This window comes from uncultured Candidatus Kuenenia sp., assembly GCF_900696675.1.
Lineage (GTDB): Bacteria > Planctomycetota > Brocadiia > Brocadiales > Brocadiaceae > Kuenenia > Kuenenia stuttgartiensis_A.
Genome location: NZ_CAADGZ010000009.1, coordinates 17,870 through 38,439 on the forward strand (window position 1 = coordinate 17,870; position 20,570 = coordinate 38,439).

General features: G+C 40.3%; 22 protein-coding genes. 7 read left to right on the plus strand and 15 right to left on the minus strand.

What is annotated here, in order from left to right; genetic code table 11:
• Positions 1-153: 153 nt before the first annotated feature.
• The 6 genes from QZT26_RS02905 (at position 154) to QZT26_RS02930 (ending at position 6,838) form a co-directional block, all read left to right on the plus strand.
• On the plus strand, positions 154-1,128 hold the full coding sequence (locus tag QZT26_RS02905; protein WP_295100472.1) for a sulfotransferase: 975 nt from the start codon (positions 154-156) through the stop codon (positions 1,126-1,128).
• Between the two features lie 197 nt (positions 1,129-1,325).
• Positions 1,326-2,963, plus strand: a complete 1,638-nt coding sequence (locus QZT26_RS02910) for a HAMP domain-containing sensor histidine kinase (RefSeq protein ID WP_295100475.1) — start codon at positions 1,326-1,328, stop codon at positions 2,961-2,963.
• A 48-nt stretch (positions 2,964-3,011) separates the two neighbouring features.
• On the plus strand, positions 3,012-3,659 hold the full coding sequence (locus QZT26_RS02915) for a hypothetical protein (protein WP_295100476.1): 648 nt from the start codon (positions 3,012-3,014) through the stop codon (positions 3,657-3,659).
• A 23-nt stretch (positions 3,660-3,682) separates the two neighbouring features.
• Complete coding sequence (locus QZT26_RS02920; RefSeq protein ID WP_099323732.1) at positions 3,683-5,056, plus strand: sigma-54 dependent transcriptional regulator; 1,374 nt, start codon at positions 3,683-3,685, stop codon at positions 5,054-5,056.
• 162 nt (positions 5,057-5,218) lie between these two features.
• A complete protein-coding gene (locus tag QZT26_RS02925) occupies positions 5,219-6,133 on the plus strand; it encodes a formate/nitrite transporter family protein (RefSeq protein ID WP_099323731.1) in 915 nt (304 codons plus the stop codon).
• Positions 6,134-6,268: 135 nt separating this feature from the next.
• Positions 6,269-6,838 carry a Uma2 family endonuclease gene (locus QZT26_RS02930; protein ID WP_099323730.1) on the plus strand — a complete coding sequence of 190 codons (570 nt, stop codon included), beginning with the start codon at positions 6,269-6,271 and terminating at the stop codon, positions 6,836-6,838.
• Between the two features lie 42 nt (positions 6,839-6,880).
• Here the strand turns inward: QZT26_RS02930 and gpmA are convergent, their stop codons facing one another.
• The 6 genes from gpmA to QZT26_RS02960 all read right to left on the minus strand — a co-directional run bounded on the left by gpmA (position 6,881) and on the right by QZT26_RS02960 (position 12,249).
• Positions 6,881-7,576 carry a 2,3-diphosphoglycerate-dependent phosphoglycerate mutase gene (gene gpmA, locus QZT26_RS02935; RefSeq protein WP_099323729.1) on the minus strand — a complete coding sequence of 232 codons (696 nt, stop codon included), beginning with the start codon at positions 7,574-7,576 and terminating at the stop codon, positions 6,881-6,883.
• A gap of 84 nt (positions 7,577-7,660) precedes the next feature.
• Positions 7,661-8,854: a cofactor-independent phosphoglycerate mutase gene (locus QZT26_RS02940; protein WP_164995117.1), complete on the minus strand. Its 1,194-nt coding sequence runs from the start codon at positions 8,852-8,854 to the stop codon at positions 7,661-7,663.
• Positions 8,855-8,863: 9 nt separating this feature from the next.
• On the minus strand, positions 8,864-10,159 hold the full coding sequence (locus QZT26_RS02945) for a homoserine dehydrogenase (protein WP_099323727.1): 1,296 nt from the start codon (positions 10,157-10,159) through the stop codon (positions 8,864-8,866).
• Positions 10,160-10,435: 276 nt separating this feature from the next.
• On the minus strand, positions 10,436-11,608 hold the full coding sequence (locus QZT26_RS02950; protein WP_295100481.1) for a site-specific integrase: 1,173 nt from the start codon (positions 11,606-11,608) through the stop codon (positions 10,436-10,438).
• A 16-nt stretch (positions 11,609-11,624) separates the two neighbouring features.
• Positions 11,625-11,924 carry a hypothetical protein gene (locus QZT26_RS02955; protein ID WP_295100483.1) on the minus strand — a complete coding sequence of 100 codons (300 nt, stop codon included), beginning with the start codon at positions 11,922-11,924 and terminating at the stop codon, positions 11,625-11,627.
• Complete coding sequence (locus tag QZT26_RS02960) at positions 11,893-12,249, minus strand: hypothetical protein (protein ID WP_295100485.1); 357 nt, start codon at positions 12,247-12,249, stop codon at positions 11,893-11,895. The genes QZT26_RS02955 and QZT26_RS02960 overlap by 32 nt, the downstream gene beginning before the upstream one ends.
• A 233-nt stretch (positions 12,250-12,482) precedes the next feature.
• Between QZT26_RS02960 and QZT26_RS02965 the strand changes: the two genes are divergently transcribed.
• Positions 12,483-12,665, plus strand: a complete 183-nt coding sequence (locus QZT26_RS02965; protein WP_295100487.1) for a DUF6722 family protein — start codon at positions 12,483-12,485, stop codon at positions 12,663-12,665.
• Positions 12,666-12,820: 155 nt separating this feature from the next.
• Here the strand turns inward: QZT26_RS02965 and QZT26_RS02970 are convergent, their stop codons facing one another.
• The 9 genes from QZT26_RS02970 to QZT26_RS03010 form a co-directional block, all read right to left on the minus strand.
• Positions 12,821-13,465 (minus strand): hypothetical protein, encoded by a 645-nt coding sequence (locus QZT26_RS02970; protein ID WP_295100490.1) that lies wholly within the window; start codon positions 13,463-13,465, stop codon positions 12,821-12,823.
• Complete coding sequence (locus QZT26_RS02975; RefSeq protein WP_295100492.1) at positions 13,440-13,787, minus strand: hypothetical protein; 348 nt, start codon at positions 13,785-13,787, stop codon at positions 13,440-13,442. Before QZT26_RS02975 ends, QZT26_RS02970 begins: the two co-directional genes overlap by 26 nt.
• A 215-nt stretch (positions 13,788-14,002) precedes the next feature.
• Entirely contained in the window at positions 14,003-14,983 is a 981-nt protein-coding gene (locus QZT26_RS02980; RefSeq protein ID WP_295100495.1) for a DNA adenine methylase, read from the minus strand.
• Positions 14,980-15,390, minus strand: coding sequence for a helix-turn-helix domain-containing protein (locus QZT26_RS02985; RefSeq protein ID WP_295100496.1), 411 nt, complete (start codon positions 15,388-15,390; stop codon positions 14,980-14,982). The genes QZT26_RS02980 and QZT26_RS02985 overlap by 4 nt, the downstream gene beginning before the upstream one ends.
• A 130-nt stretch (positions 15,391-15,520) precedes the next feature.
• Positions 15,521-15,877, minus strand: coding sequence for a transcriptional coactivator p15/PC4 family protein (locus QZT26_RS02990; protein WP_295100498.1), 357 nt, complete (start codon positions 15,875-15,877; stop codon positions 15,521-15,523).
• Positions 15,874-16,254 carry a hypothetical protein gene (locus QZT26_RS02995; protein ID WP_295100500.1) on the minus strand — a complete coding sequence of 127 codons (381 nt, stop codon included), beginning with the start codon at positions 16,252-16,254 and terminating at the stop codon, positions 15,874-15,876. The genes QZT26_RS02990 and QZT26_RS02995 overlap by 4 nt, the downstream gene beginning before the upstream one ends.
• The gene (locus tag QZT26_RS03000; protein WP_295100503.1) at positions 16,254-18,863 is read right to left on the minus strand and encodes a BT4734/BF3469 family protein; all 2,610 of its coding nucleotides are present in this window, start codon (positions 18,861-18,863) and stop codon (positions 16,254-16,256) included. Before QZT26_RS03000 ends, QZT26_RS02995 begins: the two co-directional genes overlap by 1 nt.
• Positions 18,864-18,941: 78 nt before the next feature.
• Positions 18,942-19,112, minus strand: coding sequence for a hypothetical protein (locus tag QZT26_RS03005; protein ID WP_295100504.1), 171 nt, complete (start codon positions 19,110-19,112; stop codon positions 18,942-18,944).
• A 199-nt stretch (positions 19,113-19,311) separates the two neighbouring features.
• Positions 19,312-20,352, minus strand: a complete 1,041-nt coding sequence (locus QZT26_RS03010) for a hypothetical protein (protein ID WP_295100506.1) — start codon at positions 20,350-20,352, stop codon at positions 19,312-19,314.
• Between the last annotated feature and the right edge of the window lie 218 nt (positions 20,353-20,570).

A 20,570-nucleotide genomic window follows, 5' to 3' on the forward strand; every position in this document is an offset into this window, starting at 1 on the left:
AAGAAATCTCCTAGCCAAGGATAGTAATTAAATCATCTTGACATAGATAGCGCAATATAAATATATTTATGCCTGCACCTTACAATCGCAAAGGCCTGATTTAATATCACATAATAATTTAATCCTAACACACACATCTTTGAGGCATGATACATGAACGTTTTTATGCAGGGAATGCGACGCTCCGGGACGACCATTGCATTTGATATTCTATGGGAAGATGGGAACTTTGACTGTTTCTATGAACCTTTATCAACCGCAACTGACGATACCTTTGGGGGTGGCAGCGGAATGAGGTCTGTGGATTTTTATGAAAAGGTAAGGCAATGTCGTGCATCTTTTATGAAAAAATACCTTTATCTGGAAAAGATAAATATGAAAACCACCCTCCGCAAATCTCTTAAAAATATATTATCCGGCAAAATGCCCGCCATAGAAATGGAAAATATGCTAAATTACGGTGCTCCACGAAAACCGAAACTCGAATTTGAAACGGATATGCCTGATTACGCGAAAGAGTACATCAAATTCATGATTTCACAGGCAGAACACACGGTAATAAAGTTTACCAGGATGTTTTCTAAGGTTCTGACGCTATGGGAGATTGATCCTAAAGCAAAATTTATTCATATTGTGCGTGACCCCCGTTCGGTCACAGCATCTTTTTTTTTTGGGAAAAAGCAACATCAGCGTGATAAATTTCCTGACGAGAATGTTTTCTTCGGAAGCGGACCGGAAGCATTGATAGGCGCCAGCCGCACATTGTCAGATGTACTGCTAAACACGCCTGAATATGCGCATCTCAGAAAATGCGAGGCTTACATGCGGGTTATGCTCTTGTGGAAAATTATGTTTCGCAGAACCCACTATGATGGACAAGCACTGTTTGGGAATAACTATTTTCTATTTCGGCATGAAGACCTGCTCCTGGTGCCGGAACAGACCTTGAAAACATTATATGAATTTATGGAGAGGCCTTTGCCGGAGCATGTGCTTGAATGGGTGCAGAAAAATATTAATCGTACCCCCTCTTTTTTTGCGCCTGAAAACCCTCACTGGCGTGAAGCGGTAAAAACAATTAATATGGGAGAGGAACTTAAAACGGCAGGATATGAATATCTCTTTTAACCCTTTTAATGGTAAAAGAATTTCATCTGAACCCGTCAGCCAATAGATAAAAATAATAAGACTTTGAGAAATCCTGAAATTGAAAATACTCCCATTTTCAACGGTCATTTACAAACAATAGCATTCCTGTTCACACAACCCGGATTTACTGCAGAAAAGACAAATAAAGACAATTGAGAGTTTAATGGTGATTGCTTATGGTAAAAAATAGTTTATGGAAACGCATGGTTTTGGGTTATGTTGTTATTACGCTGCTTATGTTGTCGATGAGTTTTTATTTGATTTTTCGCTTAAAACACCTCAATCAGGCGTCAACCTCAATTTTGAGCAAAGACATTCCTTCTATAGAGAGTGAAGAGAAGTTGTTAAAAATCCTATTGGAACAAGTCAGTAGTGAAAAAAAGTATACAATCACAAAAGATCCGGCTTTTTTAGATATCTTTGCCGCAAAGAAAGACGAATTTGTCCATCGGCTTGATTTGGTAAATAAATTAATACAAATAAACAATGAAACAAATAACATTTTTAATAAGTTTAACACCTTGTATGTAAAATATTTAAGGGCTAACTGGTTCTACCCGCCCGGCGCCACAGAAGATGCGAGGAATAGTAAAGAATTAATAACAATTACCGCTCAAATTGAAACGCTTTATAATCTTTACCTGAGAATTACTGCAAAAGAATTTATACTTTTGAAATATAACACAAACGATTCTTCTTATTCTTTCATGGGTGAGGAAAAAGACAAAACTATTGACCAATTAAGGAATGCTATTAATAACCTCATTATTTTGCAGCAAGCAGGTTTATTTAAGAAAATGGGACTATTTCAAGAAACTGTTCAAAAATCTACCAAAATATCGCTGGCAATCATGTTATTTGCAATCACATTTGTAGCGGTTTTTTCATTCTTTTTCATTAGGAGTATATACAGGCCTATAAACGCACTTAAAGCAGCTACCGACCATATTGCCCAAGGTGATTTAGAGCATAGGATCAATATTACATCAAATGATGAAATTGGTTCTTTGGGAAGGTCATTTAATGAAATGAGTAAAAAACTTGAACAGCTTGATACCATGAAATCAGATTTTATTTCAAACATCTCACACAATTTGAAAACACCTTTGACGGCTATTAAAGAAGCAAATGAACTCATGCTGGACAAAATAGCGGGACAAATATCTTTTGAACAGATGAAATTGCTCAATATTATCAAGGGAAATACCCTTAGGCTTATACTGATGATTAATGATCTATTAGATATATCAAGGATAGAGGCAGGATTGATGAGATACAATTTTCAACCTGCACAGATTCGGGATGTTATTTCGGAAAGCATCGAGGATGTTCGTTTTTTGACGGAAAAGAAAGGTATTTTTATTCAATACGAAGACGATTCTCTCGTTCCCCATGTTTTATTAGATCGGGGAAAAATCGCACAGATAATGGATAATTTATTGAGTAATTCGATTAAATTTACACCCGCAGGTGGTGTTATTACTATAAAGGCATTTGTAGTTGATGCATCCATGCTTTCCCCTATTTTCGCGCAACAAGGCAAGCTGAACAATATACAATCATTTCTGCAAATAAGCATCTCAGACACAGGAATTGGAATACCCAAAGAATATCAGAATTCTATTTTTGACAAATTTCAACAGGTTGTTAATAAGAGGGAAAGTGGCATTAAAGGCACAGGATTAGGGCTTTTTATAGCAAAACATATTGTTGAAGACCATGGAGGAAATATATGGCTAGAGAGTAATTGTGGCAGCGGAAGTACGTTCCACTTTACACTGCCATTGCGTGTTGATTTTGTTCTTAACGCTTGAAAAGAGTAAAACAAAAAGATAAATGTCCATTATAAATAGGAGTTGACAATGAAGTTCATTAATAAGAAGAGAGTCTGTTTTTTATCATTACTTTTAGCCCCGGCGTTTTTACTGAGTATTGGTTGCGCAAACACTGCTTATAAAAAAGAATTAACCAAAAAAACCGAAGAAATTACCATCATGAAGGTTGACGTTCAACATAAGGCAAAAGCAATAAATGATCTTTTAGACCGCCTTTCATGGAAAGATCAGGAAATTGGAAGGCTTACGGATGAAATCCGCACTGCTTCAGCAACAATAGAATCACTCAAAAAAGAAATTGAAAAACTTAAGGCAAGTGATCTGTTAGACCGCATTTCTCAAAAAGATCAGGTAATCGGAAAGATTTCTGATGAACTCCGTACCACCAAAGAGGTGGTTGAAACACTAAAGAACAATATCGAAAAACTCCAAAAATCTGAACTTCTTGACCGTCTTGCCACTAAAGACCAGGCAATAGGAAAACTTTCTACCGATCTTCACAGCGCCGCCACTGAGATTAAAACACTTAAAAAAGATATTGGGAAGCTCAGTGAAATCGATTTACAAATAGAAGAAAAAAAGAAGGAAGCTGACGGTCGTAGTATTACCGTAAATCCATTAGATTTACTTCCCAAGGCTACGATAAGCGATACCTCTATAAGAAAACCGGAATAATTCATATGTAATAATTTGTTATTATGTCAAAAGAAAAAATACTTATTATAGATGATGATGCGAGCATTTTAGAAGTCCTGCAGATGCGTTTAAAAGCATTAGGCTATTCTGTATCAATAGCAAAGGACGGAGATGAAGCGAAAACGGTATTATTTCAGAACAAGATTAACCTTGTTCTTGTTGACCTCCGGTTGTCTGAAGAAAATGGTATAGAATTAATGAGAGATATAATAAAGAATTATCCCAAGCTCCCCATTATTATAATAACGGCGCATGGAAGTATAGAAAGCGCCGTAGAAGCCATGAGAAGGGGCGCCTATAGTTATATCGCCAAACCCTTCAGGAATGATGATTTGGCAATGCAGATCAAAAATGCCCTTGAGAAACAAAGGCTTACACAAGAAATAGAATACCTAAGGAATCAGCTTGATGAACGGAACAATTTTAATCCGATTATCGGGAAAAATAAACAGATGCTGGAAATCCTTGAACTGGTGTCAAGGGTGTCAAAAACTGATTGCAATGTTATCATTTATGGAGAAAGCGGTACCGGAAAGGAATTGATAGCCAGGGCAATTCACCAAAATAGTAACCGTGCCAATGGGCCGTTTATTGCCACAAACTGCGGTGCTATCCCGGAGGGATTATTGGAAAATGAACTGTTCGGACATATACGAGGGGCTTATACGGACGCACATGAATCAAAAGAGGGACTTTTTGCGCAAGCCGATAAAGGGTCAATCTTTCTTGACGAAATCAGCAATACTTCAATGATATTCCAAATAAAACTTTTGAGAGTTTTGCAAGAAAGGGAAATTAAACCAGTCGGAAGTACAAAGAACAGAAAGATCAACGTCAGGATTATTGCCGCCTCGAACACCGATTTGCAAAAGGCAGTGAGCGAAGGGACTTTTCGTGATGATTTGTTTTACAGAATACATGTTATGCCTGTCTATCTTCCTCCCTTAAGGCAAAGAAAAGATGATATCCCGCTATTGGCAACGTATTTTATAACGGAATTTTGCAAGGCTTTAAAGAAAGACCCGCTTGGATTTTCTCCCGCGGCCTTACAAAGGATGCTTTTGTATGACTGGCCGGGAAATATTCGTGAATTAAGAAACAAAATAGAGCATGCGGCCATCGTGGCAAATAAAAATAATATTGAACCGGAAGATATTTTTCCGGAAAGAAATACCACCACAAATGTTTTTCATTCTTACAAGGACGCGAAAGAAAGATTCGAAAGGGAATACATCGAAAATCTACTGAAGGCAAACAATGGCAACATTACAAATGCATCAAAAATGGCAAGCCGTTACAGGGCTGATATCTATAAGCTGATAAAAAAATACAATATTAATCCTGAAGATTATAAAGCACATGTTAGTAAATTGTAAAAGTAACATGTTATTACGTAATAATCCCCGGCGTGTTCAGTAGAAACCGGCTTTTTAAAATCTCAAAAATACCGATTTATTCTTTTGTACGTAGACGGCGCACAAGAAGTTTTATCACAACAAAACCACGGACCCTGACCCTTAAATTACAGGAAGGAAGCTGTGAAAGACGCTAACGCTCAATCCCCTGTCAAGCTAATAGATATAGATGCCTATACGCCATATAAAATCGCAACAACAATTTATGATGTAACGATACATAAGGCAGCGCTAAACCGTTCCAAATCCTTTTCTCTTGGCGTTTTGGCCGGGATTTATCTTGGTTTTGGCGCACAGTTTTCTACATTGGTAACAAGTGATTCAACCTTGCACTACGGAATTACCTCACTTATCGAAGGGATTGTATATTCTCTTGGATTTATACTGGCAGTTATTGGAGGCGCAGAAGTTTTTACCGGCAACTGTCTCGGTATTATTGGATTTGCAGGCAAAAAGATTACTTTATATGAACTGCTCACAAATTGGGGCGTCATATACATTGGTAATTTAGTGGGCAGTCTCACAATGGTGTGGTGGATGTATGAAACACATCAATGGGAATTTTTTAACCATATGGTTGGTGCGAAAGCCCTGCTTATAGCACATAATAAGGTTAATCTTTCTTTTAACGCAGCTTTTACCCGTGGAGTCCTTTGCAATGCGTTGATATGTCTTGCCATTTGGATATGCTTTAGTGGAAAGAGTACAGCGGACAAGATTTTTTCAATTATATTCCCTATCGGGGGTTTCGTTGCCAGTGGATTTGAACAGTGTGTATCAAACATGTATTTTATCCCGATGGGTATAATGTTGCGGAAAAATCACTTTGTTGTTGACGCTGCTGAAAAAATGGCAGGAAGGACGCTGAACCTGTCCCAGCTTACGTGGAAAGGTTTTTTTATCAATAATCTTTTGCCGGTTACTTTTGGGAATATCGTAGGAGGGGTTATGTTAATCGGTATCATGTTCTGGTTTATTTATCTTCGGCCGCGTACGAAAAAAACACACATGGGCTGTCCCGTTGATTACAATAAATGAACATACACGACCTAACGTGGACAAGCCGGAACCAAATGAGCACGAAATACTAAAGATGCGCTCATTTAGAAATTCGAATCCGTGTTTATCCGGCTGCATCTGTGGTTAATTTTTTGATTATGGAGGTTTGTGATTATGAATACAGCATTATCAATTCATCGTTTTAACGTTAAAGAATATCATCGGTTGATAGAAAGTAACATACTGCATGAAGATGACAGAGTGGAACTTGTTGAGGGGAGGATCATTGATATGACGCCCATTGGGAGTCGGCATGCTGCATGTGTTAGCCGGTTAAATGAACTCTTTAGCGAAAAATTACAGAAAAGGGCAATTGTTAATATTCAAAATCCTTTAAGCCTGACTGAATACTCTGAACCGGAACCAGATATAACAATAATAAAAAGACGTCCCGATTTTTATGCTGAACAACTCCCCCAACCGGAAGATGTTCTCTTAATTATAGAAGTTGCAGACAGCTCTTTAGCGTATGACTGTGAAACTAAAATCCCGTTGTATGCAAAGGCAAATATTAAAGAGGTATGGCTGGTGAATTTAATAGAAAATATTGTGCAGATATATAATGAACCAACCCCTGAAGGTTATAATATAATGATGAAACGGCGTTATAATCAAAAGATATCACCAGAAAATTTTCCTGATATTACCTTAACAGTATCCGGGATATTAGGATTATCTATTTAAAAAAATGAAAAGGTAACACATTCGATTTCACGTCTTTAACATTCAATCTCCGCGAAGATAATATTTTGAGGTCGGTTTTAACCCTTCGTCAAGTTCGTATACAAGGGGTATGCCTGTCGGGATGCTTAACTCAGCGATTTTATCGTCTGGTATATCATCAAGATACTTGACCAAAGCCCTCAAACTATTTCCGTGAGCTACAACGATAACCCTTTTTTTCTCACGTATTGCAGGCGCTATGGCATCATCCCAGTACGGCAAAAATCGAAAAATGGTATCTCTCAGGCTCTCGGTGAAAGGAATTTCTTCTTTACTAAGACTCCGGTATCTGACGTCGTTGCCGGGATAGCGGTTGTCTGTTAACGTAAGAGGGGGCGGAGGCGTATCATAACTTCTTCTCCAGAGAAAGACCTGTTCTTCCCCGTATTTTTTAGCCACCTCTGCTTTGTTTAAACCTTGCAATGCACCATAGTGCCTTTCATTCAATCTCCATGTTTTTTGTACGGGTATCCACGTTAAATCCATTTCATCTAAAATATACCACAAGGTTTTAATTGCTCTTTTAAGGACAGAAGTGAAGGCAATATCAAAAACATATCCCTCTTTTTTTAAAATGCTCCCTGCCTGTTTTGCCTCTGTAATTCCATGAGCCGATAAATCAACGTCCGTCCACCCGGTGAATATATTTTCGTAATTCCATATACTCTCGCCATGTCTTATCAGTACCAGCTTTATCATTGGTCAAAAAATCTTTCCCGTTTTGCAACAGTTTAGGTTGTTGAAATTTCTCAATAAATTCATGGACAAACATATAATTTCGTATCAGAAAGAACCTGAAATGAGGCGTTCGATTAACTCGTGGCCCTTGCTGATATGTAGTTTTGACGCCGCAGCATTTGCTTCCGTAAGCGGCTTCCCATCATCTTTTTGAATGCCGGAGCCGCATACTACAAAGGGCACGGGCTCCGCGGTGTGAGTTCTTTTTTCAATTGGTGTGTAATGATCCGGCAGCACCAGAATACGAAGTTCCTGAAATGAGTTCCCGGCATCTGTAATTGGCCCTATAATCTTACTGTCAATTTGCTCAATAGCAGTTACCTTTTCTTTTATATTGCCTTCGTGTCCTGCTTCATCGGGCGATTCAATGTGCACCAGTACCATATCATGGTTTTCCAGTGCTTCGATGGCATATTTCCCCTTGTTGCTGTAATCAGTGTCGTAGTATCCTGTAGCGCCGGGAACGTTTATAATGTCCCATCCCAGATAGAGAGAAATACCCTTGATCAGGTCCACTGCCGTAATCACAGCGCCTTTTAAGTTGAATCGTTCCTGGAACGAAGGCATTTTGGGGCGATATCCGTGACCCCATAGCCAGATCATATTGGCAGGGTTTTCCTGAAGGTCAATACGCACCTTGTTTATGTCATGATTGTATAGTAGTCCCCGCGAGCGTTCCATGATATCAATGAGGATTTCACTTCCTTTCCCCTTTGGAAGATGTTCTTTAATCGATTTTCCCATAATGTCATGAGGGGGAAAACATGTGGTGTTTATCTTCTGCGTACCTTTATATACCATAATGTGGCGGTAGCTTTTCCCTGTATAAAATTGGATAGCATCATTCCCGAATCGTTCATTGAGCAGTTTTATAAGGATATCCGCCTCTTCCGTTTTAATGTGTCCTGCACAAAAATCTACCAGGGTGTCTTCGTTGGCAGTAATGAAATTGCACCGGAATGCGCAGTCTTCTTCTTCCAGTTGAATGCCAATACTTACCGCTTCCAGAGGGGCCCTGCCTGTGTAATAATCACTTGGGTTGTATCCCACTATCGTAAGATTGGCAACGTCGCTTCCCGGTGGGAATCCTCGCGGAATCGTCTGAACGGTGCCTATCCGGCCGTTTTCAGATAAGAGGTCAAGATATGGCGTACGGGCGGTCTCAAGGGGCGTCCTTCCACCCAGTTTTTCTATTGGATAATCTGCCATGCCGTCAGGAATGATAATGCAGTATTTCAAGAATATCTCCTATTCTTCAACACGCAGGAATCGTGTTTGGTCTTTTACGACGTCTAATTGTTTGATTTCAGAAAGCGCATTCAGCAAATTGCCTTCTTCCGCAATATGGGTCATCAGGATGAGGGGGACATGTCCCTTTTCTTTTGCCTGCCGTTGAATTACCGAGGCAATGCTTATTTCATGATTTCCCAGTATCCCGGAAATTTTTGCCAGTACACCGGGTCTGTCTATTACGGAGAACCGTAAGTAATATCGTGTTTTTATCTCTTTCATATCGGCGATGGAAACACGTTCGCATTGCCCGGAAAAGATTTTCATTGTATTGAAGGTAATATTTGCCCTACCGAGCGCCACGTCAACAATATCAGCGACTACTGCGCTTGCCGTGGGCATTTCTCCGGCGCCTCTTCCGTATATCATTGAATCTCCGACAGCGCTTCCTTTGATACAGATGGCGTTAAATACCCCGTTTACCGAAGAAAGAGGGTGTTCGTGTGGCAGGAGTGTAGGATGTACCCGCAATTCAAGACCGCTCTCTCTTTTTTTTGCTATTGCAAGAAGTTTTAAGGTATATCCCAATTCATGGGCGTACCATATATCAGAGAGTTCGACTTTACTGATACCCTCACAATAAATATTTTCGCAATTAACATCCACTCCAAAGCCAATCCTGGCAAGGATTGCAAGCTTGTGCGCCGAATCAATGCCTTCAACGTCCATCGTTGGGTCTTTTTCAGCATAACCAAGTGTTTGTGCTTCCTTAAGGGTTGCGCCGTATTCGACGTTTTCTTTGGTCATCCGGGTTAATATATAGTTAGTTGTGCCGTTAACTATTCCCAAAATACATTCAATCTTGTTTGCGATAAGGCCGTCTCTAAGTTCTGCGATGATCGGAATGCCCCCTCCAACGCTTGCTTCGAAAGAGATGCTTTTCCCGTGCTGGCGGGCTTTCCTGAATAATTCAGAGCCATGGAGGGCAAGGAGCATCTTGTTCGCAGTAACGACATCCTTTCCGTTTTCAAGCGCCTTGATGACAATTTCCTTTGCAATGGTCGCCCCGCCTACAAGTTCGACGATGATGTGGATATTTGGGTCATGTAATAAGGTATTTGCGTCAGTGGTAAATGTCACAGCAGGAGGCAAAGCTATTTTATTCTTAGCATCAGGATTACAATCGGCTATACCCATTAATACAGGGACAGTGTCTAGCTTTTCCCTGAGGGGAGAATTGGCTTCCAGAAGAATTTTTGCGACTCCCGTCCCAATAGTGCCCATACCGATAATACCTACGTGTATTCTTTTCATAGTTAATCCCGAGAGTTTTTCAAAATGTACGATAGAACGTAAAAAATAAGGACAATTCTTTTGCCGGAAAGAATTAAAAATGCACTATACCGAAACAATTTATTTATTGTCAATGAAATTTGCTTTCTGAAAAATGGTTTTATATTCTGTGGCAATTAATACTTGTAATGTTAGTTCCTACCTGAAAGCTACCCTGAAAACCTTATCGCTGTAGCCTTACAAGGCAATTCGTTACTGGTGTTATTAAAGCAAAGTCGTACCTCAGTCGTACCTTATTTATTGTGCTATAGCAAATACGGTCTTTGGTGTTGTATTTAACACATGCTCGGTCAAGGCGTTGATAGCTACCTTCTTTGAGTCCATGCCGGCATGAGAGTATTTCTGCAGCATTCCTAAGCTTGAATGTCCGGTCATGCCTTGCACTACTATTGCGCCAATGCCTAATTGACCTTGCAGGAGACTGGCAAAGGTATGTCGCAAATTGTGAAATGTGAAGTTTTGAATGCCTAAGCCTTTGAATAAACTGCTAAAGTGACAGCTATGATTAATTCTCGCCCGGTTTGTTACCTTGTCCTTTACGAATAGCCTGTCGCCTGGATTATCTTCCCTGTACCTTAGCAACTCCCCGGCAAGGTAATCGGATATAGGGATTGATACCATCTTGCCGGTCTTGTGGTTAGAAGTGATTAAACCATTTTCAAAGTCTATATCAGCCCATGAAAGCCCTAAAACACCGCCTAAACGTAACCCGGTAAAGAGTCCTACCAATACCATCAGCCGGTCTTTCCCTTGCAGTTTATCAAGTAATAAAGCTATTTCCGCTCCTGATAATATCCGGTCTTTCGTTTGTGCTGTTTTGAGTCTCTTTACGTTCTGGCATGGAGTTTTATCAATTACCCCTTCTTTTATTGCCGTATTGTATAAATGGGTTAATATTGCAATATCCTGATTTATAACCGAAGCTTTCACCTTGTCCTTTTCCATGCGTTCAATTCTGAATTTCTCAATGATAAACGTAGTTATCTTATCCAGCCGGCAATCCCCAAGATACTGCACCAATACATTAATAGCCCTTTTCTTTGATAGTAAGGTATTCTCCTTGTCGCCTTTAGAAAACTCTAAATACTTTTTGGTGTATTCTTTCAGTGAAGGTGTCTTTCGTGTTTGCGGCAACCCTATCATACCCCTTCTGATATTGCTCCGGATATCCTCTAAACGCTCTCTGGCTTCCGTCCGTGATATGCCGGGAAAGACCTTTGACACCCATCTGCCGTCCGTTTCCCTGTAATCAATCGCCCATGTCCCACAAGGCAAAGATACCCCTGGAGGACAATGCTGGCCACGCTTCCCTTTGCAGTCGATCCCCTTTGTAATAACCTTGCCGCACCTGTCGCCCTCAGCCCGCTTGCCCTTGCATTCTTTGTGGTATTTTCTAAACCTAACTCCCATAATCACCCCCTTTATATTAAGCCTCTTCGATTTTATCACTAAAGTATTTCTCTAGCGCTTCCGTTCCGTCATGTTCTTCCAGCCATTGCATTGCTTGATTCTCTGAAACTACTTCAATTCCTATCCCGCCGCATGTGCTATTACTCCCGCATGATCTGGCGTATTTAGACAGAGCGCCGCCTTCCCCGGCTATGAAATAAGCTCCTTTTTTTGTCCGGTACAATGATTCCTCTAAATATCCAAAATCCGATGTATACTTGCCATTGCTCCATGCGTGTAATAACTCATTTCTCGTTGTGTATGTCGGGGAGGCCAAGCGCTTCCAATACGGACTGCCCTGGACTGATAGGGATTGATAAGGGCTCTTCCAATCTCGAAATTTTTCGGCTTGGAGTTGAAAAAATCGTAAAGCCGATACTCCCTAATATGAATGTTATCGCCAATACCACAACGCTAATGGCAATCAGTGCTGGGATTGCGGCGATGGCGACTTGTATCATAAATCGTACCATCGACCAAAATGGCATATCTATATTTGTAATGGTTACGTCCAGGGGACGGCCAGTCTCCCCTTTTCCAAAATAAATTTCATTTTCCGCTGTCTCTGTGTTGTAAATCTTCCCTTCAAGTACTTTTTTCATCCTTCACCCTCCTGTAATAAAAAAGGCAACAAACACCCTTGAATGACGGTTCAAGAATGCCGTTGCCCCTGATTGCCTGTTTTATCAGGCATATTCTCTATGGCGTCCGTCAACACCAGTAAAACCATACGTACTTACCGTACTTTCAAATTATTGTCAATGTTATTTTTTGTGTGTTCTTATCTGCTTTATTTTACATTGACGTAATTTGTTCTAATTGTTAGTATAAACCCATGAATGATAAGCAAAGGGAAGATGTTATTAAGTTTTTGTATGACATAGCAAAGCTAACCTATACGGGACTTATAATCGGTGGAATAATTTCACCCAAAGGTCTTTTGTGGATTCATATAGTATTTGGTGTATGTATATCACTGGTTCTTTTTGCTATCGCCTATTTACTCAGAAAGGAATAAAATGGACTCGTTAACATTACTATTTCTGGTTGTGCTTACCCTCGCCATTGTAGGCTTTGGAATTGTTTATTTTCAGGAACGTAAAAAGAAACACAGCCACTAAAAACAACCGCCATTAGCTTCATACCGTTCAGGGTGTGTTATGCCCGCTTCTTTCAGAAAGAATTCTCTGCAGCGAATGGATGTTCTGCATAGTGACAGCATCCATCGCAATGGTTTTTATTCTCTGTGGACGGAAAGCCCGGTATGTCGTCTAATTCAGCCGCATCCTTTTGTTCTGTGTCCAGGCTTTCAGCTTGCCCTTTGTGTGTTTCCCGTAGCCACTGCAAATCCTTCCTCGCCCAAGTTTCTTTGTAACTTTCAGGCGCATTCATTCCCCTAAAGTAATCCAGGGTATCGTTGGAAGTATACCCGTCGTCTATGTCGGAGATAAACCCACGGCTTGCGCTTTTACGCATTTCCCGTATTAAGTCGCCCTGCATGTCGGATAGTTTTTGCAGCCATGGAACTACTTCCGGTGAACCTAAGCCATTACATACGTCCCGGAGTCCACGGATAGCCTCCCGTATAATTATAGCCTTGGCACACATCCAGTCCATATTGTTTTCGTTCTGCTGAATCTTTACACGATCAGCCGTGGGTTCCCCTTTAATTCTATCGGCTGCGTCAGCTTTTTTAACCCACCCCTGCAAAGTATAAATCTTTGCTGTTTCATACGGTAAATCAATTACGTTACCCACCGCATGTTCAATAATCACGCCATTTTCTTCATGCCTAAATTGTTGCAAAACTTTGTACATTTTTCATACTCCTATTAAAAAGGTTAATTGTTTTTTTGCTAGTACCACCAGTGGTACTAGCACTTTCATGTTGATTTTTAGCTTTCGGCATTGCCTTGAACAACTGACCTATTCGTACCTCCGCATCAAGCAACGCTCCGGCTATTTTAGCAAGTTCCTGCCTTGTATCGACCGCCTTTGCAGAAATCTGCAAAGGCCGCGGCTTAACACCTCCCGTAGAGGTTTTCAAATTTCCCTTAGCCTTTTCCCGAAACAATCCCTCAAGCATCAACCGCCCAACGCCCAACACGTAGCCCGCACAGCAAAAAAGGTAATACACCACAACACAAAATCATGTAAGTATCTGCCGTTAGCCAGGCGTTAGATTGCGCCTGGCTAACTGATTGCTATCCATCCAATCTTTAGCGGCCTCAATATCAATAAACTCTTTTTCTACTATGGCAAAGTTAATCCCGTGTTTTTTGCATATTTCATAACGATTATGGCCGTCTATTATAATATTATTCCAAATAATAATAGCGTCCCGGCAACCCTCCGTTAATATACTTTTCTCAAGGCGGGTGACACCTTGTACTCACCAGCAAGCTTTTCGGCTGTCGGTTTCAAAGTGCAAATATTGCCCTTTGATTTTCTATCCCCGCCATGTAACAATTTTTCCCTAAGATACCGTCTCCCAACCAGTAATGCCGCATCAAACAAGCTCCTTGTCTGTAAAGGTTTAAAATTCGTGTAAAGAATTTCTGTCGTAACAGGCTTTGATTCCCCGGCTGACTTGTAACTACCCTTGAAAGACTGGTATTCGTACCGCCCCCAGCCTTTGTATAAATCATCATACAGGCTGTTCTGATAATGCGACAACATAACCTTACCTTTGACACCGTGAAGTAATTCTGCCAGCTTTAAATGGCTGTCTTGTGCGAAATTGTCGCCGTAATAACCTTCTGCATTCACATAAGGCGGATCAACGTAAAAGAAACTATCCGGTGAATCATAACGCCTTACACAATCGGTATATTCTAAACATTCAACCGTAACACCCTTTAATCTGCTGGCAACATGTTCAAGTCCACCTATTGCGCTTTGATAGCTTGCCGCCGGATTACGACCTGTTATTGAAGGCATTGCAAAGCCACCTGTCGCCATGTCACCGCCATAGGTAGAACGGTTCAGGTAAAACCACCATGCCGCCTTTTCAACCTCATCCTGTGGTAAATCGCCAGCTTTCCATCTGCACCGTATATCCTGCCATAACGTTCTTGCATACGGCATATATTCAAGTGTTTCTATAAGCCTTTGTCTCTTTTCAGCATCTTTTACCACACGAAAGAATGCAATTAAATTGCAGTCAATGTCGTTGATAACCTCAACCGGTGAAGGCTGCTTGCTGAAAAGCAAATGACCGGCTCCGGAAAAGGGTTCAACGTATGTTACGTGCTGTGGCATATACTGTGACAGCCAGCCGGTTAACATTGCCTTGCCGCCGATCCTACAAACAGGCGATTTCAGAGCGTTACTCATTGCATATTTTGCGTAATGAAATTAATCAAATCAGCTTTACGGTAACGGTTAAGCTTGCCCATTTTACAAACAGGCAACGTTTTCCTCATTGTCCACTGATAAACTGTCGAAATAGGTATTTTGAGAAAATCCGCTGTTTCTTTTACTGTTAAAATTTCACAATTATTCATTACTTTCATTCTGTTTTTATCCTCTAAACTGTTATTCATTTTATTTTTATCCCCTTTCGTTATTATTACTATTTCACCTAAATTTTCTAAAAGCTTGTCAGAATTTTCCAGGTCTTCGTCTGTTAATTGCATAGCTTTCAATAAATCCATTTCCGTCCCAAAATCGGCCTCGGTTAGTTCCTCAAAATCGGCCTCGGTTAGTTCCCCAAAATCACACCAGCATTTCTTTTTTGCCATATATCGCCCTTTATAAACTGTAATGATTATTAATTAGAAATGACTACACCCCATTCTCTTAATTTTGCGGCTGTATACACAGAGCTTAGCTACGCTGAACGGCCTTAAAGCCCCAGAGATTTACCCCCCCTTATGCCTTAACCTTCTGCAGCATCAAGACCAAGTCCTTGACCTTTGCAGGATTCAACGTTATGCCCTTTTTTGTAAATTGCCACATCCCGGTATCTGTTTTGAAGTGAATCCGCACATCTACATACTTATGTCCCTGATATTCTTTCAGCGACACCACAACCTTTTCCTTATCGCCTTTCGATATTTCCCCCAGTGTTATGTCTTTTACTTCTGCTGTTGTCATTTCTTTTGCCTCTTTCTGTTGTTTTATAATGCTATCAAATGCTTGTGCCTGTTCTTTTTCAAATTCAATCCATTCTGCTTCGGTCGTGCTGTGGTGAGTAAACAATGAGTAGTCTATATGTTGAGTTATCAATTCCTTACTCTATCCATTCCCCCCAACCCCGGGTGTCTGTATTTATCTAAAAGGTCGCACCTGCCTAATTCTTTTAAGGTATCACATGGAGACTGGCCGCCCTTCTTCCAATATTGATACCTTAAGGGTGAATTAAACGGGATAACCAGAGAATCAAAACTTGTGACATACGGTAACACCTCATCCGGACTGGTATTTTCTCCTTGAATTGCCATCCTCTCGCTAACATCATCCACCGGCTCAAATACCTTTTCAATTTTGCCCTGTTCGATAAACATCGTTGCTGCCGCTTCCGGTAAATCAATCACGTTGCCAACTACCATTGACACAACCACGCCTTTAACTTTGACCTTAAATTCACATTTCACTTTGTACATTATTTCACCTCCAAAAATTCAATTTCAGGGATTTCTTCCGCATCACCGCCGGATGGATTTATGGGTTTTGGGACGCTTGGGACGCTTGTTTCTGACTCCTTAGTACTTATATATTTTTCTATATTTTTTTCTATATTTTCTGTTTCTTTTTTCCCGTAGCGCGAGGTATAGAAATTAGGCGTCCCAAGCGTCCCAAACTGTAATGATTTCAAATTAACACCCCGAAAACCTTTGGCGCTTTTGCCGTTTCTTATAATACTGTGAGACTTTGACACCCCGAAAAGTTCCAGCATTAAACTTTCAACCTCACGGTGAATTATTGTAATAGGTTTTGGATTCCAGCCATGCGAAGCGCAATATTCTGCATAATTTTCGACAACCTCATTGTTAGACAAGTCTAATTCGGCATCTAACATTACACAGTCTTTCAAAAAATGTTTTAGGCTGTCAGATTCAGCCATGAGAGTATCAATAATTTGATTTTGACTGTCGCCTAAGTATATATCGCCATATTGCCGAATATCATCGAACAACATTCTAAGCCCTTCCAACGCCCAATTTAGTATCCCGCTTCCTTCTTCCCGAATGAGGATATTTGCAAAATCTGGAATCTTTATTTTTGGCGGTGGTAATTCATATCTCACTATTAAAAGCCTGCGTTTCCACGCTGCAAGGTCTCCATCGAATCTAACCTGTAAACGAGAGTTTGAAGTTATAATTATGTTAAAATTGCCATGTAGCAAAAAACCGTCATTGCCGCCCTTTTTCTCCGTTGTTAATAAATCGCCGCCGACAAGTCCTTTTAGGACATACGCCCCTCTTTCAGAAAGAAAATTTCCCGGCACATCCACGCCCACCAATAAAGTTTTGCCTAAAAAACGATATAGTTCGAATCTTTCATCCAGGTGTTTTGTCCTTAATTGTGTAAAATTTTCCAGCCCAACAATTTTTTGCGTTATAGCGCTACTTGTTGTTTTGCCACCGCCAGCCGTCCCATCTTGGATAAGGATTCTTTGCGTTATATTATGCCCAAGCAGGCACTGCCCGTAATATTTTTGCATGAGTGATATATCACCCTCTTTCAAGGCAGGTTTTATTAATTCGTTAAGAAATCTCGGACACTTTGCGTTTTCATCGAAAGGAATTGGACTTTGGTTTCTGGAATAAAAGTTTGGTGAGAACGGCTCCCGTTTCATATTGCCGCTGCCGTCAAATACTAAGACTGTGTTTTTAAGGTGAACATAACGCCTGTTTGTTTTGTCGAAAGGATTTGTTTTTTCTACAATGCCACGTAATTGATTAACAACCGCATTAAGGTTTTTGTCCGACCTGCATTTCTCTAGTCCCGGCACATCTTTTGACTGCTCCAATATATATTCGCTGATTTCCTGTTTTATACGGTCTGGCGTGACAGGACTGTATAACCCCGCTGTAGGGTCGTAATGAAAAAATTTCTTTTCATAAGGCTCGTAAAATTCCTCATGCCTGGAACAATGATAACCTGCCCAATAACCCTCATTAATGCTTTCCGCCTTGCCATGTTTGTTGTAATAATAAGGATTTCCATATTTTTTTATGAGTTCGCTATCTTTATTGCCTAAGTCCGTATTTGCGTATTTTTGTTTTTTGTCATCTTGTTTGTCTTGTTTAACCGTGTTAACATCATCCGCCGTAATTTCTTTAAACACGCTTTTAGCAATATTCATTTTCCCTTTTCTCGTTGGTGTATAACCGGCCTGTTTTGCTAAAAAAACTATCGATGCAAAGTTCACCGTGCCTTTGTTGTTCCTGTGAATGCCAGTGAAATACTTGTCTGTCGTTTCTCTGTCATAGTCAGCACATTTAGATAAAATAGAGTGTGTGTACATTCGTCCAAGAGACTCGCCGAAAGCGGTTGACAGACCGTGCGCTATCTTCACCCTAGCTCCGTGCTGGTGGTCGTCTACAAGGGTAACCCCGCTGGCGATGATATCATCCATTCTCTCTCTATCTGACATATTGCCATTGCTGGCCTGGTCGGGTCTTGCTGTAGGCGCCGTATCCTTTACAGCCTGAACATCCGGAATAACTATTTCAGCTTTTTCATTGATAAACAACTCAGGGTCATAAGAAACAAAACGCAAACGGCAAACGTCTTTACACCCTTTGTCAACCACCAGTCCGAAATTCTCCCGGTAGTAACGCTCAAGAAAAAGAAAGTTTTCCAAATGCTTCACCCCGTCAATCCGCACCCCCAATGCAATGCCATTACCCCGGCATGATGTGAATAGAAAATAGGTGTATCGATCTGTAAATAGGTTGTTTCGTATTTCGTTGAATTTTTCCCCCAGGCTTGGGTTATCCTTTTTGTCAAAGTCTAAAACCAAAACGCTGCTGTGTGATTTCAGGCTTTCGGCATTTCGCTCGCTGAAAAGCCCTGATGGTGTGTAGCATGGCAAAGTGTTTTTGAATGTCTTTTGCGCTTTTTCGTCCTGTATTGCTCTAAGCTTTTCAATTTGTGGTTTCCATTTCCCGGATTGTATCGCATTCAGGATTTTCTGCATTTCGCAAGGTATACCGATTTTGTCAAATACATTTCCGTAAAAACTTACCGTTGATTTATCATTCATTTTTTGTTATATTACCTCCATCTGTTGTTAATTCTGAAAAGCCTGCGTTCTCCCCGGTTCGCAGGCTTTTTGCCATTTCTAAGCGCCTGCATTGTTTTTGACTTTCTCATTACTCTCTTTCAACATTAGCTCTGCTCCATCCCGAATCAACCGCCCAACGGAAACTTCCTGATCCCTTGCCATTGTTTTTAATTGTTCATAAACCGCAAATGGCAAAATTACGCTAAACATTTTAATTGCTTCACCCACTGCCGTATCCTCCAAAAAAAACCCATAAAAAAACCCTCAAAAACCAGCTTTTTACTGATTCAGCTTTTTGCTGAACACAGCTCTTTGCTAATTATGAGGGTTATTATATAGCTAAAATTTAGTTTAAGAATCCCGATGACGGCTTTTCTTTATTCTTGAATTTAGATAAGCCGTAATTGGTATCCGCAAAGCCTTGTATTTACTGGTTTTTTATCCCATGTTTTTCCCCGTATGTTCGTTTAAATTCTTTCAAACTTGCTACTGTTTTTGGTGAAGTTCTCTCTCTGTCATTATAAATTTCTTCTGCTTTATGTTTGCTAAGTCCCGCATCACGTAGCCATTTTATAATACCCACTGCTGCTGTTTTTCTTTTTTGCTCTCTATTGTTTTTCTTTGTTGTGCTGTCCTTCTCGCATGAAACAAGGTTAAAGGCTGCCTTGCATTCCCTGCCACAATAAACCGGCCGCCGACCTTTTTGCATTTCTCTGAGCAAAAAGAACGCTCCACAGCATAAACATTGCCTTAACCGTGAATGTAAAGACCTATGGTTATTCCAAAAATCCCATACACTATCATTAACCCGTTTTAACAGTTCATGGCCTGGCTTGTTTTTCTTTGCATAATCAAAAGCCTTTTCGCAAAAAGGGTGAACGTCTTCCCTGTTATTTTCCTGTATTACACGATTGAAAAACGATTGTGCTATATGCCAGTAAGTCATGGCCATACTGTAATTACATTTTTTATGCAATGAAACATGATTGCAGTTTTTTTCAAGCAATATTCCTCTTTTAGAACAGAAATCCACAATTAGCGGAAACAACTCAATGTTTTTGCCGTGAGGAACAGGCTCGCCGGTTTTTGATATTGATATTTCGTACCCATCATCAAGCCTTATATTATTTGTGAATCCCCTTTCCTTCCATATCCTTATTAGTGCGTGCAAAGGCATTGAATGAGAAATTGTTTCCCCCGGCTTCATGTTTTCAATTTCTTCTTTAAACCGTTTCTTTTGTTCATCAGCAGGCAGTTTATAAAAAGTATCCTTTTCTTTCGCTGGTGGTAATAGCTCAATAGGTGGACGTTTTAATTTTGGAATGTGTTCGTTGGTGGTATATTCCCGGAAAGTATAAGTATAGTAACTTTTAAACCTTTGAGGGTTTGGTTCTCCCGAAATACAACCTATATTTGCAAAGTCTAAAAGCCACTGTACAGGCTCCGGCAGGTTTTTCGCTGGTGTCATGTGTGTCATCTCCTGAAATGACTCCTGAAAAGTAGAATTAAGGGAAAGATACTCAGGACGGTATCCTTGTCGGCTGGCCTGCCTATCCCTTAATCATTATCACTACTTGCATTCCAAATACCCCTTACGGTTGCCTTGTTCATCAAAAACATTATAATACTGTTGCTCCGTTTGTGATACTGTTGAATTGCATCCGGCAATAAGAAACACAAGAATTA

What these genes read in the sequence shown, in the direction of transcription:
- QZT26_RS02905 (WP_295100472.1), top strand. Translation starts at nt 154, where the DNA reads ATGAACGTTTTTATGCAGGGAATGCGACGCTCCGGGACGACCATTGCA.
- QZT26_RS02910 (WP_295100475.1), top strand. Translation starts at nt 1,326, where the DNA reads ATGGTAAAAAATAGTTTATGGAAACGCATGGTTTTGGGTTATGTTGTT.
- QZT26_RS02915 (WP_295100476.1), top strand. Translation starts at nt 3,012, where the DNA reads ATGAAGTTCATTAATAAGAAGAGAGTCTGTTTTTTATCATTACTTTTA.
- QZT26_RS02920 (WP_099323732.1), top strand. Translation starts at nt 3,683, where the DNA reads ATGTCAAAAGAAAAAATACTTATTATAGATGATGATGCGAGCATTTTA.
- QZT26_RS02930 (WP_099323730.1), top strand. Translation starts at nt 6,269, where the DNA reads ATGAATACAGCATTATCAATTCATCGTTTTAACGTTAAAGAATATCAT.
- gpmA (WP_099323729.1), bottom strand. Translation starts at nt 7,576, where the DNA reads ATGATAAAGCTGGTACTGATAAGACATGGCGAGAGTATATGGAATTAC.
- QZT26_RS02945 (WP_099323727.1), bottom strand. Translation starts at nt 10,159, where the DNA reads ATGAAAAGAATACACGTAGGTATTATCGGTATGGGCACTATTGGGACG.
- QZT26_RS02950 (WP_295100481.1), bottom strand. Translation starts at nt 11,608, where the DNA reads ATGGGAGTTAGGTTTAGAAAATACCACAAAGAATGCAAGGGCAAGCGG.
- QZT26_RS02960 (WP_295100485.1), bottom strand. Translation starts at nt 12,249, where the DNA reads ATGAAAAAAGTACTTGAAGGGAAGATTTACAACACAGAGACAGCGGAA.
- QZT26_RS02965 (WP_295100487.1), top strand. Translation starts at nt 12,483, where the DNA reads ATGAATGATAAGCAAAGGGAAGATGTTATTAAGTTTTTGTATGACATA.
- QZT26_RS02970 (WP_295100490.1), bottom strand. Translation starts at nt 13,465, where the DNA reads ATGTACAAAGTTTTGCAACAATTTAGGCATGAAGAAAATGGCGTGATT.
- QZT26_RS02980 (WP_295100495.1), bottom strand. Translation starts at nt 14,983, where the DNA reads ATGAGTAACGCTCTGAAATCGCCTGTTTGTAGGATCGGCGGCAAGGCA.
- QZT26_RS02985 (WP_295100496.1), bottom strand. Translation starts at nt 15,390, where the DNA reads ATGGCAAAAAAGAAATGCTGGTGTGATTTTGGGGAACTAACCGAGGCC.
- QZT26_RS02995 (WP_295100500.1), bottom strand. Translation starts at nt 16,254, where the DNA reads ATGTACAAAGTGAAATGTGAATTTAAGGTCAAAGTTAAAGGCGTGGTT.
- QZT26_RS03000 (WP_295100503.1), bottom strand. Translation starts at nt 18,863, where the DNA reads ATGAATGATAAATCAACGGTAAGTTTTTACGGAAATGTATTTGACAAA.
- QZT26_RS03010 (WP_295100506.1), bottom strand. Translation starts at nt 20,352, where the DNA reads ATGACACCAGCGAAAAACCTGCCGGAGCCTGTACAGTGGCTTTTAGAC.